Origin of the sequence: Variovorax gracilis (assembly GCF_030317115.1) — a bacterium.
Taxonomy (GTDB): Bacteria; Pseudomonadota; Gammaproteobacteria; order Burkholderiales; family Burkholderiaceae_C; genus Variovorax; species Variovorax gracilis.
Genome location: NZ_JASZYF010000004.1, coordinates 379,745 through 395,224, shown reverse-complemented (window position 1 = coordinate 395,224; position 15,480 = coordinate 379,745). Strand labels below are relative to the sequence as shown.

Genomic DNA, 15,480 nt, shown 5'->3' with positions numbered 1-15,480 from the left:
AACTCTATAGTTCGATCTTGAATTTTTCGCTCTTTCGAGCAACTCATAAAAACGGAATTGAAGTGAACTTCACTTCTATTCTCATGAGCGTTTAAAGTCTTTTCGACTTTGCTCCGAAGAACTTGGCAATCGCCTTCAAACGCCCACGCTTATCGGCTGTATATTTTTAACGAACTACGCTCAACATCTGCTGTTTTGCGTCTTGCTTGCTGCGATCAGCGAAGCCTTCGATTATGCCACGTTTTTAGAAGAACATGCAAACTTTTTTTCATCCTCTCGCTTCGATTTGCACCTGAACTTCTTTTCAGAAACTTCAGCACGCTTCGTTTTGAGCGGAGCCTTCGATTATGACACGATTTTTTCAATCCCGTCAAGCCCGAAGGACTTTTTTCTCAGCTTCCTCCGACTCCCTTCGCAACCCCCTTCGGGAGCCACTCAGCGAGTCGTTTTCTGCTGAGCCTCGAATTATGACCTGCTTTTGACGCTTCGGGCAACTACCTACGAAAAAATTTTCTCGTTCGGCTACGGAGCCCTCATTGCCGCGCCGTGCGGGTGTTCGCAGGAAGCGGCTGAGGCCAACTCGTGCGGAAGGGGTTGATGTCCAAGCCACCCCTGCGCGCGTAGCGTGCATATACGGCAAGCTTGGTTGGCCGGCAGCGGCGCCAGATGTCCGTGAACATGCGTTCCGCACACGGTTCGTGAAACTCGTTGTGGTTGCGGAAGCTCACGATGTAAGCGAGAAGGCCCGCTTGGTCGATCGCAGGCCCGCTATAGCGGATCTGCACGCTGCCCCAGTCAGGCTGCCCGGTGACGAGGCAGTTGCTCTTGAGAAGGCGGCTGGTCAGTGTCTCCGTCACAGGCGCCTGCGTCGAGTCGCTCGAGAGCAGTTCCGGTGCCGGCTGGTATTGCGTGCACTCGATATCGAGTCGATCCAGATCCAGTCCGTCGAGTTCGTGGACCGGTTCGCGATCGAACTCACCCGGAGCCACAAGCTTGACGCCAATACCGGCGGATCGATCGCTCCCGCGCCAGACCGCTTCGCTCAGATCAGTCTTCATACGATCCCGCACGGCTTCCGCGTCGGTAAACACCGAGCTGTTGAAGCTATTGAGGTAGAGCTTGAAGGACTTGCTTTCGATGATGTTGGGTGTCTCGCACGGAATCGTGAAATGCGCGATGGCCAGTTGCGGCTTGCCACGCGGATTGAGCCAGCTCAACTCGAAGGCAGTCCATAGATCCGCACCGAAGAAGGGCAGCGCGCTCCCCGCAATGCCCATGGCTTCGCGCTGCGTCGAACGCGGGATCGGGAACAACAGGCTGGCGTCGTAACGATCGACATAAGCCGAGGCACGGCCCAGTTGCGACTGTTCGGGGGTGTTATCGAGGCTCATGCTCGCTTTCGGCTGTCTGCAGGAAGGGAACCATGTGCTGCAGGAGGATGTCGACGACCTGCGGCGGCAGGTCATGCCCCATTCCCGGCACGGCAACGAATCGCGCGCCGGGAATACGGCGCGCCGTATCCTGTCCACAAGCCATGAGAACCAGAGGATCGGCATCGCCGTGCAGGACGAGCGCGGGACTGGCAATGCGCCCCAGTACCGACGCACGGCCGCTATCGGCGCCAATGGCCAGCATCTGCCGCACGACGCCGGCGGGGCGGTACGCGCGGCGCAGTGCGCGCCTGATGCGTTCGCCCACCACCTGTTCGTCCTGCGGATAGGCCGGGCTGGAAATCAGGCGGACGAAGCCGAGGCCATGCGCCACGAGCGCCGCTTCCGTCCTGCTTGGCGGGCGCCGGATGAGCGCCGCCGCCACGTCTGGCCGCGGCCCCGGGAGATTGCGTGCCCCGCTCGAACTCATGATGCTGACGAGACTCGCCATCCGTTCCGGCGCACTGGCGGCCAGCCGCTGGGCGATCATTCCCCCCATGGAGACGCCGACCACGTGGGCCTGCCGGATGCCCAGGGCGTCCAGCACGCCCAACGCGTCGTCCGCCATGTCCTGCACGGTGTAGGCGGAACGTACCGGCAAGCCGATGCGCTGCCGCACGCTCTGCCAGATCAGATTGCCGGTCCCCGCCTCGTCGAACCCCTGGCTCAGGCCGATGTCCCGATTGTCGTGGCACACCACGCGAAAGCCTGCATCGACCAATGCCTGCACGAACTCGGCGGGCCAGGCAATCAGTTGCATGCCGAGCCCCATGATGAGCAGGACCACCGGCCGGCCTTCACCGCCGCTGTCCTCGACCTCGATCTGGATACCGTTGGCAGTGATCTTCATAGAGGTGGCCGGATACTGGTGTGTCAGATGAACTCGCGCTCGCGCAGCCACTTGGTGGCGACCCACTTTTCCCCCGCGAGCACGGGCGCGCCACCATGCAAGGTACGCGTTGAGGGATCGGGACGGTCGTAGCTGAAGAAGACACCGGTCCCGCGCTTGGGGGCCACCTCGAGTCCAACGTCGGGAAAGGTGGTCCCGCCGCCTTGCTCGGGCTCCTGCAGGTACATCACCAGCGTCGCAACACGCTGGCCGCCGCGACGCAGGATGGTCGGGGTACCAGGCTCTCCCGGATCGAAGTAGTCATAGTGCGGGCGGTATTGCGCGCCCGGCGAATAGCGCAGGATCTGCAGCCCTTCACCGAATTCGAGCGGCCATTGCAGCAGCGTGGCAATACGTTGCTCCAGCCGGGCGACGACCGCGTTCTCGCCGCGTTCGAAGAACATGCCATCGCTGGTGCGATCGACGTTGAGCGCTTCCCCGCCGGTTTGCGTCTCGACCGTGAGCGAGCGCGCAAGCCGCAAGCGTGCGGCAGCGATCAGCGCCTCGCATTCGTCGTCCGAGACCAGGTCACCAAACACGATCACGCGCGGGTGGCGCATCGTCTGAAGCACGTGGACGCGGCGATCGCCAGCATCTACATAGAGCGGTGAAGCCGACAGGTCCGGCCCCGGCAAGTTCTTGCGCGGCTCCGCGACAGCCGCGATCCCGGCGGCACGCGCCTCGATGTCGGCAAGAACGACGTCCGCCACATTGTCGTGCCAACCCGCGGCGCGCATCGATGCCCGCAGGCTCGGCACGGAATGACCTGCAGCGAGTTGGGCGCTAACCCATTCGCGCAATTCGGGACTTATTTCCTGACCCAGGCTCATGCGGATCTCCTGCGAAATACGAGGCGTTCGGGCTTTGATGCAGCGGCGTCGAATGCGTAGCCCTCAAGGTCGAACTTTTCCAGCGCCTTCGGCGTGGCGGCCTTGTGCAGCACCGCCCAGCGCGCCATCAGGCCACGTGCACGCTTGGCAAAGAAGCTCACGATCTTGTAGCCACCTTGGTCGCCCTTCGCCCCGGTGGCGCCCTTCCATTCCTGGAAGACGCATTCCACCACGCGGGCCCTGAGCACCGACTGGTCGACCGATTTGAAGTATTCCTGAGAAGCCAGGTTGATGACCACGGGCGTCCGATCGGCAGCCAGGCGCTCGTTCAGATGTTCCGAAATCCTCGGGCCCCAGAAGGCATAGAGATCCTTGCCATGGCGGTTGGCCAATTGCGTACCCATCTCCAGCCGATAGGGCTGCAGCAGGTCGAGCGGGCGCAACACGCCGTAGAGCCCGCTCAATATGCAGATGTGGTCCTGCGCCCAGGCCAGTTGTGCCTTGCTGAGCGTCTTCGCCTCGAGACCACCATAGACATCGCCGTCAAAGGCCAGCGCCGCCTGCTTGGCGTTCTTGTCGGTGCCCTTCGAAACCCACGCGGCGTAGCGCGCCACATTGAGTGCCGAAAGCTTGTCCGACAGGTGCATGAGTTCGGCGATCTGCTGGGGCGACTTCTCGCGCAGGATCTTGATGAGTTCGGCCGCGGGGCCCCGCGGGCCTTCGAAATGGGGGCGCGTGGCCGGTACCGCGTCGGGCACCGCGGTCTCGTAGTCGAGCGACTTGGCAGGGGAAAGCAGAAAAAGCATCAGTGAATTATCTGCGGCAAGGCCTCTCGTGCAGGCGAACCGGGCGCGGCCCTCCGCGGTCGAATAAAATCGTTGCCACCTCCACCCCACAAGCGGCATCCTGCGGGATGCCGTTCGTCTTTGTACCGCCATGAGCGACACCTTGCCCCAACCCGGCCTCGAGAGCCTTTCCAAATCCTTCGAACCCGTTGCCATCGAGGCGCAGTGGGGGCCCGAGTGGGAGCGGCGCGGCTATTCGGCCGCGGGCTTCCGCGGCACGCAGAAACCCAAGGACGACGCGCCTTCCTTTGCGATCCAACTGCCGCCACCGAACGTTACCGGCACGTTGCACATGGGCCACGCGTTCAACCAGACCATCATGGACAGCCTCACGCGCTACCACCGCATGGCTGGCGACAACACCCTCTGGCTGCCTGGCACCGACCATGCGGGTATCGCGACGCAGATCGTCGTCGAGCGCCAACTGCAGGAGCAGAAGGTCAGCCGCCACGACCTGGGCCGCAAGAACTTTGTCGCCCGCGTCTGGGAATGGAAGGAAAAGTCGGGCGGCACCATTACGAACCAGATGCGCCGCATGGGCGACACGGTCGACTGGAGCCGCGAGTACTTCACCATGGACGAGAAGCTCTCGAAGGTCGTCACGCAAACCTTCGTGCAGCTCTATGAAGAAGGACTGATCTATCGCGGCAAGCGTCTGGTGAACTGGGACCCGGTGTTGAAGACCGCGGTGAGCGACCTCGAAGTCGAAAGCGAGGAGGAAGAGGGCTTCCTCTGGCACATCGCCTATCCGCTGGAAGACGGCTCCGGCTCGCTCACGGTGGCAACCACCCGCCCCGAAACGATGCTGGGCGACGTGGCGGTGATGGTTCACCCGGAAGACGAGCGCTACAAGCACCTGATCGGCCAACGCGTGCGTCTGCCGCTGGTCGACCGGTTGATCCCGGTGATCGCCGACGACTACGTGGACAAGGAGTTCGGCACGGGCGTGGTCAAGGTCACGCCGGCGCACGACCACAACGACTACGCCGTCGGCCTGCGTCACGGCCTGCAGGTCATCGGCGTGCTGACGCTTGACGCCGCCATCAACGACAACGCCCCCGAAAAGTACCGCGGTCTCGACCGATTCGTTGCGCGCAAGGCCGTGGTGGCCGACCTCGAAGCGCTGGGACTGCTGATTGAAACCAAGAAGCACAAGCTGATGGTCCCGCGCTGCGCGCGCACCGGCGCGGTGGTCGAACCCATGCTGACCGACCAGTGGTTCGTCGCCATGACCAAACCGGATGCCAATGGCCAGTCGATCGCGCAGAAGGCCATCGACGCCGTGCGCTCGGGCGAGGTGAGCTTCGTCCCCGAGAACTGGGTCAATACCTACAACCACTGGATGGAGAACATCCAGGACTGGACCATCTCCCGCCAGCTCTGGTGGGGCCACCAGATTCCTGCCTGGTACGACGAGGACGGCGAGGTCTACGTCGCGCAAAGCGAAGCCGAGGCACAGGCCCAGGCGCCGGGCAAGACCCTCAGGCGCGACGAGGACGTGCTCGACACCTGGTATTCCTCAGCGCTGGTGCCCTTCTCCTCACTGGGATGGCCCGAGAAGACGCAGGACCTCGACTTGTATCTGCCCTCGACCGTGCTGGTGACCGGCTACGACATCATCTTCTTCTGGGTCGCCCGGATGATCATGATGACCAAGCACTTCACCGGCAAGGTGCCGTTCAAGCACGTCTATATCCATGGCCTGGTGCGCGATTCGCACGGCAAGAAGATGAGCAAGTCCGAAGGCAACGTGCTCGACCCGGTCGACCTGATCGACGGCATCGCGTTGCCTGAACTGCTCGACAAGCGCACGCAGGGCCTGCGCCGTCCCGAGACTGCGCCTGCCGTGCGCAAGAACACGCAGAAGGAGTTCCCGGACGGCATTCCCGCCTTTGGCGCCGACGCATTGCGCTTCACCTTCGCATCGCTCGCATCGCTGGGCCGCAGCATCAACTTCGACCCGAAGCGTTGCGAGGGCTACCGCAACTTCTGCAACAAGCTGTGGAACGCCACCCGCTTCGTGCTGATGAACTGTGAAGGCCAGGACTGCGGCCTGCGAGAGCACACCAAGGAAGAATGCGCCGTTGGCGGCCCGGCCCACGGCTACCTGAGGTTCAGCCAGGCCGACCGTTGGATCGTCTCGCAGCTCCAGCGCGTCGAGGCCGAAGTGACGAAGGGCTTCGAGGAATACCGCCTCGACAATGTCGCCAACGCCATCTACCAGTTCGCCTGGGACGAGTTCTGTGACTGGTATCTCGAGATCGCGAAGGTCCAGATCCAGCAGGGCGACGACGCGCAGAAGCGCGCCACGCGGCGCACGCTGATCCGCACGCTCGAAACCCTCCTGCGCCTGGCGCATCCGGTCATACCATTCATCACCGAGGAGCTGTGGCAGAAGGTGGCGCCCGTCGCCGGCCGCGAAGGCGAGTCGGTGATGATCGCGGCCTATCCCAAGAGCCAGCCCGAGAAGATCGACGAGGCCGCCGAAGCCCACGTCGCACGGCTCAAGTCGCTGGTCGACGCTTGCCGCACTCTGCGCGGCGAGATGAACGTCTCGCCAGCCACGCGCCTGCCGCTTTATGCGGTCGCCGACGACGCAGCGAGCAGCGCTTTCCTGCGCGACGCGGCGCCCGTGCTCCAGGCACTGGCCAAGCTGAAGGAAGTGAAGGTCTTCGACGACGAGGCTGCATGGGCAGCCGCCGCCGAGGCAGCACCGGTTGCCGTGGTCGGCGATGTCCGCGTCTGCCTGCACATGGAAATCGACAAGGCCGCCGAAAAGATCCGCATCGGCAGGGAGCTCGCGCGCGTGGAGGGCGAGATCGTCAAGGTCAACGGCAAGCTCGGCAACGAGGCTTTCGTTGCCAAGGCGCCGCCGGCGGTGATCGAGCAGGAACGCAAGCGGCTGGTGGACTTCAGCGCCACCGTCGAACGCCTGCGCGACCAGCTTGTGCGCCTCGGCTGACATACGATGGGAGCCGTGGCCCTTAGTATTCGGGTGCGGCGTCAGGAACGCCATTCTTCTCCGATTCAACATCCCTTGATCTGACGAAAAACCCATGTCCAATTCCCCGATGCGCATTCGCAAAGCCGTGTTTCCCGTGGCCGGCTTTGGCACCCGTTTCCTGCCGGCCACCAAGGCGCAGCCAAAAGAGATGCTCCCGGTGGTGGACAAGCCGCTCATCCAGTACGCAGTCGAGGAAGCCTATGCCGCCGGCATCCGCGACATGATCTTTGTGACCGGGCGCAACAAGCGCGCGATCGAGGACCACTACGACACGGCCTACGAACTCGAGACACAGCTCGAAGCCAGCGGAAAGCTCGAACTGCTCAACATCGCCCGATCGGTCATGCCCGACGACATGACCTGCTCCTACGTGCGGCAGCCCCGCATGCTGGGACTGGGACACGCCGTGCTGTGCGCGGAGCATCTTGTCGGCAACGAACCTTTTGCGGTTCTGCTGGCCGACGACCTGATGGTCGGTCCGGACGGCGGCGAGCCCATCCTGGCGCAAATGACGCGCGTCTTCGGCAAGCTGGGGAGTTCGCTGCTGGCGGTGCAGGAAGTGCCTCTGGAACACGTCAAGCGCTACGGCATCGTCGCCGGCGATACGGTTGAAGACGGATTGGTCAAGGTCAATCGCATGGTCGAAAAGCCGAAGCCAGAGGATGCGCCCTCACGCCTCGGCGTAGCAGGCCGCTACATCCTCACGCCCGGCGTGTTCAGCGAGATTCGCAACCAGCCCAAGGGTGCCGGCGGCGAAATCCAGCTCACCGACGGCATCGCCGCGTTGATGAAGAAGGAGTCGGTCTACGCCTATTCGTACAAGGGCATCCGTTACGACTGCGGCAGCAAGGAAGGTTTCCTGCAGGCCACCGTCGAGCTCGCGCTGGCGCACGCCGAAGTCGGCGGCCAGTTCCGCGACTATCTCAAGAGCCTGGAGCTGTAGGCGCGTTGACCAGCGGATCGAGGAAGCGAAGCAGTTCCTCGTCGCTGACAGGCGTGAGCGGCAAGCCGAAGACTTCCTTCAGGTGAGCCACCAGCGTCTGGGCCCAAAGGGCATTCGCAACGACACCGACATGATGGTCCCCAAGCAAGAGGTTGTTCGGCTCGTCCCCGGCGGTGTTCGTGATGCGAAGTGTCGGGCCGAATGCGAAAGACGTCCCGGAAGGATTGCCTGACGCATCACGCGTGCCCCACCGGCTCTCGAACCAGGCGGCGTCGTCGAAAAATGCCACTCGCGGGCGGCCCGCAGCAATGTCGCGAATCGCGGAATTGAAGTTGTCCAGCGCCGTCCTGATGCGGGTCGTCTCCCGCGCCGAGCGCCAACGATCGAAATTCGCCGGATCGTCCGCGTCGTTGGGGATACCGACCAGAAGAATTCGCGTGGACGGGTGCGAGGCATGGATCATTTCCACGGCCTTGCGGATCTCTCCCGCGCAATAGGCGATGGTGGTGGACAACTCCGGGGCCGTCGGATCGGCAGCCTGGAGATCGAGCAGGCCGGCCCAGGAGTTCACTCCGATTCGAATGACGACGACTCCGCGCGTCCAGCGCTCCGGATCTTCGTTCATCAATTCAACAAGGCGAGGCCCCTGGCGAAAACGGCCGCCCATGAGGTTCTTGCACGCGGCACCGGAATTCGCGAAGTTGTAGAGGTAATCCTCCTTCTCCGGGGCTCGACCGCCGCTCAAGCCGATCCATTCGCGCGCGCGGGCCACGACACCGGGCCGCCCCCAGCGAACCCAAGGCCCCAGGTCCAGTTCCTGCCCTCTCACGCGGGCTAGCACCTCGGTCCATTGAAACGTGCGTGCGCGCAGCGGGCCGCCGCGTTCGTTCGAAGCGGCGGGAAACCACTTGTAGTCTTGATAGGCCTGGCTGTTCGAATCCCCCAGCACTGCCAGAGGAATGGACGCCGGCGACGGGTTGGGATTTTTAGGGACAGAACCCATTCCGTCGCTCCACATCGTCAGGGTGAGTACCGCGACGAGCCCGCCCACCACGAGGGCCACGGCAACGATTCGGTTGCGGAGCTCCATGGCGGCAGGACACTCAACGACGCCGCAGAACGTGAATGAAATCAGTACCGATGGTCTGCTGCTCGACGAGATCGTTGCCAGTCTGGCGCGCGAACGCCTGGAAATCACGCACCGAGCCGGCGTCGGTGGAGACCACTCTCAACAGCTCGCCGCTCTGCATCTCGTTGAGCGACTTCTTGGCCTTCAGGATGGGCAAGGGGCAGTTGAGACCGCGGGTGTCGATTTCTTTGTGGATGTGCATGACAGGTTCCTCCGGCGGCAAGGATTCTAGGTGGCTGCCGCGTCGGGCATGGGTGCGGCCGGGCGCGGCCACTCCATGAACCGCGGCTCGTGGCCGCGCGTACGAAGCCAGTCGGCCAGGGCATAGCCGGTTCCGGCCGGCCAGCACCGGAGCGCTTCCAGGTCATAGAGGCGGTAGTCGACGAGTTCCGGCGAAAGCCGGACCTCACCATCGGCAACCGCATGGTAGGCAATGATCACCTGATTCATACGCTGGAAGTCGTAGACGCCGACCAGGTTCAGGGCGCTCGCATCGAGGTTCGTTTCCTCCTTGATCTCGCGCGCGATGCCTTCCTGCGGCGTTTCGCCGGCCTCCATGAAGCCGGTGATCAAGGCGTACATCTTGTGCGGCCATGCGGCATTGCGTGCCAGGAGCACCTGGCCGCGGTACTCGATGATCGCAGCCAGCACGGGCGTCGGATTGTTCCAGTGCGTCCAGCCGCAGGAAGGACAGCGCAAGCGCGATTTCGCGCCGCCATCCTCCTGCAGTTCGATGTGCGCGAGCGGTGTCGCGCAGCTTGGGCAGAACTTGTGATCGCTCATGGCGGTCAGGCGGGGAACACGCCGGTCGACAAATAACGGTCGCCGCGGTCGCACACCACGAAGACGATGGTTGCGTTCTCGACCGTCTTCGCGATCTCCAGTGCGACCCACAACGCGCCCGCGGCGGAAATGCCTCCGAAGATCCCCTCCTCGCGCGCCAGCCTGCGGCACATCTCCTCGGCATTGTCCTGGCTCACGTTCACGACCTGGTCGACCCGGCTGGGGTCGTAGATCTTGGGCAGGTACTCCTGCGGCCATTTGCGTATGCCCGGTATTCGCGAGCCTTCGTCCGGCTGCGCGCCGACGATGCGCACCGCGGGATTCTTTTCCTTGAGAAAGCGCGAGACGCCCGTGATGGTCCCGGTCGTGCCCATGGCGCTCACGAAATGTGTGATGCGGCCTTGCGTGTCGGCCCAGATCTCTGGGCCGGTGGTTTCGTAGTGGATGCGGGGGTTGTCCGGGTTGGCGAACTGATCCAGCACCCTCCCCTTGCCCTGCTGCACCATCTGCTCGGCGAGGTCGCGCGCGTACTCCATGCCACCGCTCTTGGGCGTGAGCACCAGTTCGGCGCCGAAGGCCTTCATGGTCTGCGCGCGCTCGACCGAGAGATCCTCCGGCATGATCAGCACCATGCGGTAGCCCTTGATGGCCGCAGCCATGGCGAGCGCGATGCCGGTGTTGCCAGAGGTCGCCTCGATCAAGGTGTCGCCGGGCTTGATCTCGCCGCGCTCCTCGGCACGCTTGATCATCGAGAGGGCAGGCCGGTCCTTGACCGAGCCAGCGGGATTGTTGCCTTCGAGCTTGCCAAGAATCACATTGCCGCGCTTCGCGTTGGCGTCGGCGTCAATGCGCTGCAGCGCGACCAAGGGTGTCTTGCCAATCGCGTCTTCAATCGTCGGGTATTGCATGGAGCCACTGTGCCATAATTTTGGGCTGCCTTCCTTCCGTGCCCGGGTGGTGAAATTGGTAGACGCAGGGGACTCAAAATCCCCCGCCGCAAGGCGTGCCGGTTCGATTCCGGCCCCGGGCACCACGGCTCTCATGCCGTGCGTTCAGGAAGTATTTCGCGCAAAGGGCGAGTCCGCATGCCGCCTCGACGGCGCGGCGCATCACTCGAATCGCGCGCAAATCTACAATCGTCTGATGGTTTTTCACGATCCCGATTACGCGGCGGACGCGTTCGAAGTCAAGATTTCCGAGTTGCTGGTGGCCACGCCTGAGGGCAGCGACGCACTCATCGACGATTCAGTTTCCGAAGTCCTGCGCCTGCTGCGCGAGCATCTGAAGATGGACGTGGTGTTCGTCTCCGAGTTCGTCGACGGACGGCGCGTTTTCCGTCGCGTCGATACGAGCCCGGAGGCTCGGGTCATCGAGCCGGGACAGTCCTCGCCCCTGGAAGAATCCTTTTGCCAACGTGTCATAGACGGACGCCTGCCGCGCCTGGTGCGCGAAGTGGCTGCGCTTCCGACGTTCGGAGAGCTCCCGGCGACTGACTTTCCTGTGGGTGCCCATCTGAGCACCCCCATCGTGCTCAATGACGGTCGTGTCTACGGCACGCTGTGCTGCTTCAGCTTCGCACCCAACGAGCAACTGACGCAGCGCGATCTCAAGAAGCTGGAAATGTCCGCACAACTCACGGCCAAGAAGATCAACGAGCGTCGCGCGCGTGAAGCAGACAAGGCCATGGCAGACTGGTCGCTGCAACCGCAAGACGGATCAGCTCGCAAGCGCTGATTCGCCCCACGGCCACTTCCTGCAGACCCGTCGCGCGTCACGGCTGATCAGGCGCCGGACCGAAGCCCCGTCTCCACCGTCGGATGCCGCAGGCGCACCCGCAACTCGCGCTTGAGGCGCGTGTTGTCGAGCCGCCTCGATTCGCCCATGAAGCTCAGCAGCGACAACGGAAGCTGTGCCTGCGCCTCCTCTCGCGCGATACGCGGCGGCCGCGGAAAACCGTACAGGCGCGCGGCGAGATCGACGTAGTCGCCCATCTTGAGTTCGCTGTCGTCGCTCGCATGGAACACTCGCTGCGGCCCACCGCGCCACAAGGCCGCCACACAGGCACGCGCGAGGTCGTCGGCGTGGATGTGATTCGTATAGACGTCGTCCTCCGAGCGCAGCACCGGCGTGCCCTTCCTCAGCCGTTCGCGGGGCGTGCCCCCTTCGCGATCGGGCGCGTAGATGCCCGGGATGCGCAGGATGCGTGCCGATACGCCGGCCCGGCCAAGCCAGCGGACGGTGCGCTCCGCGTCGACACGGCGGTGTGCGCGGGGCGTATCGGGCCGCGGTGCACGCGTTTCGCTGATTCGCGCACCGCCGCAGTCGCCGTAGACGCCACTGGTCGAGCCGTAGACAAGCGCGGACGGGAGTGAACGCAAGCGCAGCGCACGCGCCAGAGCCAGGGTACGCGCATCACGCCACCATTGCGCACCTTCGACGCGCGCCGGCGGCGCGAGGTGCAGCACGCGGGTCGCGAGCCCGGCGAGGCGCCGCAAGGTCGCCGGTGCATCGAGATTCGCAACGATCGGCGTCGTGCCTGCTTTCCGCAACAGCGGCCCGCGCTCGGGCGAAGAGGTCAGAGCCATCAACCGCACGCGCCCCCGCAGAAGACCGACAGCCCGCAGTCCCACATCGCCGCAACCGACGATGAGCACACGCTCGCGCCGGAAGCGCGAGGGCATCGCGCCAAGAGGGCTGTTGATTGAGGGCAAAATCCATCTCCCTTTAGAAGCAGATCCGAAGAATAACCATGACCAGCGCAGCGGCGAGCGAAGCGGGCTTTCACATCACGGTAGAGCCCAGCGGGCGCCATTTCACCGCACACGCCGACGAAACCATTCTCGCGGCCGGCATCCGCCAGGGCATCGGCCTTCCCTATGGCTGCAAGGACGGAGCCTGCGGTTCGTGCAAATGCAAGAAGCTGTCGGGCACCGTGACGCTGGGCCTTCATCAGAGCAAGGCGCTGAGCGCCGAGGAAGAACTGGCCGGTTACGTATTGACCTGTTGCGCGCGCGCAGAGAGCGACGTGGTGCTGGAATCGCGCCAAGTCACCGAAGCCGGCGCATTCCCGATCCGCAAGATGCCGGTCCGCGTGCTCGCACTGACGCGGCAGTCGCACGACGTCGTGATGCTGCGCTTGCAGCTCCCGGCAGGCGAGCCGCTGCAGTTCCATGCTGGCCAGTACATCGAATTCATCCTTCGCGACGGAACGCGCCGCAGCTACTCCATGGCCAACGCGCCGCATACGCTGCTGGAGCCCGGCACCGGCATCGAGTTGCACATCCGGCATCTGCCCGGCGGCAAGTTCACCGACCACGTCTTCGGCACGATGAAGGAAAAGGAGATCCTTCGCGTCGAAGGTCCTTATGGCAGCTTCTTCCTGCGCGAGGAATCAGACAAGCCGCTGATCCTCCTGGCCTCCGGCACCGGCTTCGCGCCGATCAAGGCCCTGCTCGAGCACATGCAGCTCAAGGGCATCGAGCGGCCGGCGACCTTGTACTGGGGCGGGCGGAGGCCCGAGGATCTCTACATGGACGACTGGGTCCGCGCGCAACTCGCGGAGATGCCGAACCTAAGCTATGTGCCCGTGGTATCGAATGCGGTGCCTGAGGACAACTGGCGGGGCCGCACCGGCTTCGTTCACCGTGCAGTGATGGAGGATTTCGCCGATCTCTCGGGTTATCAGGTGTATGCCTGCGGAGCTCCGATCGTGGTCGATTCCGCCAAGCACGACTACGTGGCGGAGCGTGGCCTGCCCGAGGAGGAATTCTTCGCCGACGCATTCACGACGGAAGCGGACAAGGCCTTGCCCTGACGTCGCGCTCAGGCTCAGGGATAGCCATCGACGCGCCCCAGGCGACACGAAGCACAATTGGAAACATGAACGCCAGACATTTCCTCCTCAGCCTCGTTTCCACCGCCACCGTCCTCCTCGCCGCTCCGGCGCACGCCCAGCAACGCCCCATCCGCCTCGTCGTTCCTTACGCCGCCGGCGGCCCGATCGACGTCACGGCGCGCGTCCTTGCCGAAAGCGTGAAGGATTCGCTGGGGACGGTCATCATCGACAACAAGCCTGGCGCCGGTGGCAACATCGGCGCGGACGCAGTGGCGAAGGCAGCACCGGACGGTCTCACGATCGGCATCGCAGCCACGGCGACGAACGCCGTCAATCCCTGGCTCTACGCGAAGATGCCTTTCAACGCCGCCACGGACTTCGCGCCGATCACGCAGATGGTGCGCGTGCCCAACGTGCTGGTGATGAACGCCGAAACCGCGCAGCGCCTGAAGATCAACTCGCTGCCCGATCTCATCGCCTACGCAAAGGCCAATCCGGCCAAGCTCAACTACGGCAGCGGCGGCAATGGCAGCGCGGGACACCTCGCGGGCGAGCTGTTCAAGAAGGAAGCAGGCATCTTCGCGGTGCACATCCCGTACAACGGCGGCAATCCCGCGCAACTCGCGTTGCTCTCGGGCCAGGTCGACTTCAATTTCGACAACCTCGCGACCGCGGCGCCCAACATCCGCTCGGGCAAGCTGAAGGCCATTGCCGTGACCACCGCGCAGCGCAGCACCACGCTTCCCGATGTGCCGACCGTCGCGGCCACACTGAAGGGCTTCTCCATCGATACGTGGTGGGGTCTCGTGGCGCCGGCCGGTACGCCACCCGATGTGGTCGCCAAACTCAATCACGCCTTCGTCGCGGCGCTCAATGCGCCGGAAACCAAGACGCGATTCGCGTCGCTGCTGGCAGAACCGGTCGCCAGTTCGCCGGAGCAGTTCAGTGCGTTCATGAAGACCGAACTCGCGAAGTACGAGAAGGTCGTCAAGGCCACTGGCGCAAAGGTGGACTGACGCGAGGCCTGCTCGCGTCGCGCCCCCTTCGAGGAGGAGATACCTGCGGCCCCGCTGATTACTCGCCGAGGTACGCGGCGCGCACCTTGGGGTCGCTCAGCATCACCTTGGCGTCGCCGCTCATGGTGATCAGGCCTGACTCCATCACGTAGCCGCGATCGGCGAGTTGGAGCGCGCGGCTGGCGTTCTGTTCGACCAGAAGAACGGTGACGCCCTGGTCGTAGACCTGCTTCACCACCTCGAAGATCTTGTCGACCATGATCGGCGACAGGCCCATCGAGGGCTCGTCGAGCAGCAACACCTTGGGGCGTGCCATCAGTGCGCGGCCCATCGCGAGCATCTGCTGCTCGCCGCCGGACATGGTCCCGGCAAGCTGCGTCGCGCGCTCCTTCAGGCGGGGGAAGGTCGCGAAGACGCGTTCGACGTCCTTGGCGATCTCCGCCTTGTCCTTGCGGATATACGCACCGATCTGCAGGTTCTCGGTAATGGTCATGCGCGTGAAGACGCCACGTCCTTCGGGCACCATCACGAGCCCTTCGCCAACCAGGTCCCAGGCGCCCCGGCCCTTGATGCTCTTGCCGAGAAACTCGATGTCACCGCCCAGGAAAGGCTGCGTGCCGGTGATGGCCTTCATCGTCGTCGTCTTGCCGGCGCCGTTGGAGCCGATCAGTGAAACAAGCTCGCCTTCGTGCACCTCGAAGTCCACGCCCTTCACGGCCTGGATACCGCCGTAGGCCACTTTCAGGCCGCTGACTTTCAATAGAGTTTGTGCCATC

Annotated in this window: 15 protein-coding genes and 1 tRNA gene; 6 read left to right on the top strand and 10 right to left on the bottom strand. The window is 63.8% G+C overall.

The features are described 5' to 3' along the window. Positions 1 to 533: 533 nt before the first annotated feature. From queF to yaaA, 4 genes are read right to left on the bottom strand one after another with little or no spacing between them, the layout of a single operon-like run. Positions 534 to 1,391, bottom strand: a complete 858-nt coding sequence (gene queF, locus QTH97_RS11725; protein WP_286568305.1) for an NADPH-dependent 7-cyano-7-deazaguanine reductase QueF — start codon at positions 1,389 to 1,391, stop codon at positions 534 to 536. After that, positions 1,378 to 2,280 carry an alpha/beta fold hydrolase gene (locus tag QTH97_RS11720; protein ID WP_286568304.1) on the bottom strand — a complete coding sequence of 301 codons (903 nt, stop codon included), beginning with the start codon at positions 2,278 to 2,280 and terminating at the stop codon, positions 1,378 to 1,380. The genes queF and QTH97_RS11720 overlap by 14 nt, the downstream gene beginning before the upstream one ends. A 23-nt stretch (positions 2,281 to 2,303) precedes the next feature. Next, positions 2,304 to 3,143, bottom strand: coding sequence for a 2OG-Fe(II) oxygenase (locus tag QTH97_RS11715; protein WP_286568324.1), 840 nt, complete (start codon positions 3,141 to 3,143; stop codon positions 2,304 to 2,306). Between the two features lie 2 nt (positions 3,144 to 3,145). Then, positions 3,146 to 3,955: a peroxide stress protein YaaA gene (yaaA, locus tag QTH97_RS11710; protein WP_286568323.1), complete on the bottom strand. Its 810-nt coding sequence runs from the start codon at positions 3,953 to 3,955 to the stop codon at positions 3,146 to 3,148. Between the two features lie 130 nt (positions 3,956 to 4,085). On the opposite strand from yaaA, the gene QTH97_RS11705 reads away from it, so the two are divergent. Together QTH97_RS11705 and galU are read left to right on the top strand one after the other, a co-directional pair. Then, the gene (locus QTH97_RS11705; RefSeq protein ID WP_286568303.1) at positions 4,086 to 6,956 is read left to right on the top strand and encodes a valine--tRNA ligase; all 2,871 of its coding nucleotides are present in this window, start codon (positions 4,086 to 4,088) and stop codon (positions 6,954 to 6,956) included. 94 nt (positions 6,957 to 7,050) lie between these two features. After that, the gene (gene galU, locus QTH97_RS11700) at positions 7,051 to 7,941 is read left to right on the top strand and encodes a UTP--glucose-1-phosphate uridylyltransferase GalU (RefSeq protein ID WP_286568302.1); all 891 of its coding nucleotides are present in this window, start codon (positions 7,051 to 7,053) and stop codon (positions 7,939 to 7,941) included. Here the strand turns inward: galU and QTH97_RS11695 are convergent. From QTH97_RS11695 to cysM, 4 genes are read right to left on the bottom strand one after another with little or no spacing between them, the layout of a single operon-like run. Further along, positions 7,922 to 8,992 (bottom strand): SGNH/GDSL hydrolase family protein, encoded by a 1,071-nt coding sequence (locus QTH97_RS11695; protein WP_286568301.1) that lies wholly within the window; start codon positions 8,990 to 8,992, stop codon positions 7,922 to 7,924. The genes galU and QTH97_RS11695 overlap by 20 nt on opposite strands. A gap of 52 nt (positions 8,993 to 9,044) precedes the next feature. Then, positions 9,045 to 9,272, bottom strand: coding sequence for a sulfurtransferase TusA family protein (locus tag QTH97_RS11690; protein ID WP_286568300.1), 228 nt, complete (start codon positions 9,270 to 9,272; stop codon positions 9,045 to 9,047). A gap of 26 nt (positions 9,273 to 9,298) precedes the next feature. After that, positions 9,299 to 9,853, bottom strand: a complete 555-nt coding sequence (locus QTH97_RS11685) for an NUDIX hydrolase (RefSeq protein ID WP_286568299.1) — start codon at positions 9,851 to 9,853, stop codon at positions 9,299 to 9,301. Between the two features lie 5 nt (positions 9,854 to 9,858). After that, complete coding sequence (cysM, locus tag QTH97_RS11680) at positions 9,859 to 10,761, bottom strand: cysteine synthase CysM (RefSeq protein ID WP_286568298.1); 903 nt, start codon at positions 10,759 to 10,761, stop codon at positions 9,859 to 9,861. 40 nt (positions 10,762 to 10,801) lie between these two features. Here cysM and QTH97_RS11675 point away from each other — a divergent pair. Continuing rightward, a tRNA-Leu gene (locus QTH97_RS11675) sits at positions 10,802 to 10,886 on the top strand. Positions 10,887 to 10,894: 8 nt separating this feature from the next. Continuing rightward, positions 10,895 to 11,587 (top strand): GAF domain-containing protein, encoded by a 693-nt coding sequence (locus QTH97_RS11670; protein ID WP_286568297.1) that lies wholly within the window; start codon positions 10,895 to 10,897, stop codon positions 11,585 to 11,587. Between the two features lie 47 nt (positions 11,588 to 11,634). Here QTH97_RS11670 and QTH97_RS11665 read toward each other — a convergent pair whose 3' ends face one another. Then, a complete protein-coding gene (locus tag QTH97_RS11665; protein ID WP_286568296.1) occupies positions 11,635 to 12,564 on the bottom strand; it encodes an NAD-dependent epimerase/dehydratase family protein in 930 nt (309 codons plus the stop codon). Between the two features lie 38 nt (positions 12,565 to 12,602). Here QTH97_RS11665 and QTH97_RS11660 point away from each other — a divergent pair, with 38 nt between their 5' ends. Next, positions 12,603 to 13,667, top strand: coding sequence for a CDP-6-deoxy-delta-3,4-glucoseen reductase (locus QTH97_RS11660; RefSeq protein ID WP_286568295.1), 1,065 nt, complete (start codon positions 12,603 to 12,605; stop codon positions 13,665 to 13,667). Positions 13,668 to 13,732: 65 nt separating this feature from the next. Then, positions 13,733 to 14,704 carry a Bug family tripartite tricarboxylate transporter substrate binding protein gene (locus tag QTH97_RS11655; protein WP_286568294.1) on the top strand — a complete coding sequence of 324 codons (972 nt, stop codon included), beginning with the start codon at positions 13,733 to 13,735 and terminating at the stop codon, positions 14,702 to 14,704. Between the two features lie 58 nt (positions 14,705 to 14,762). Here QTH97_RS11655 and QTH97_RS11650 read toward each other — a convergent pair whose 3' ends face one another. Further along, positions 14,763 to 15,479, bottom strand: coding sequence for an ABC transporter ATP-binding protein (locus QTH97_RS11650; protein ID WP_286568293.1), 717 nt, complete (start codon positions 15,477 to 15,479; stop codon positions 14,763 to 14,765). Position 15,480 lies beyond the last annotated feature (1 nt).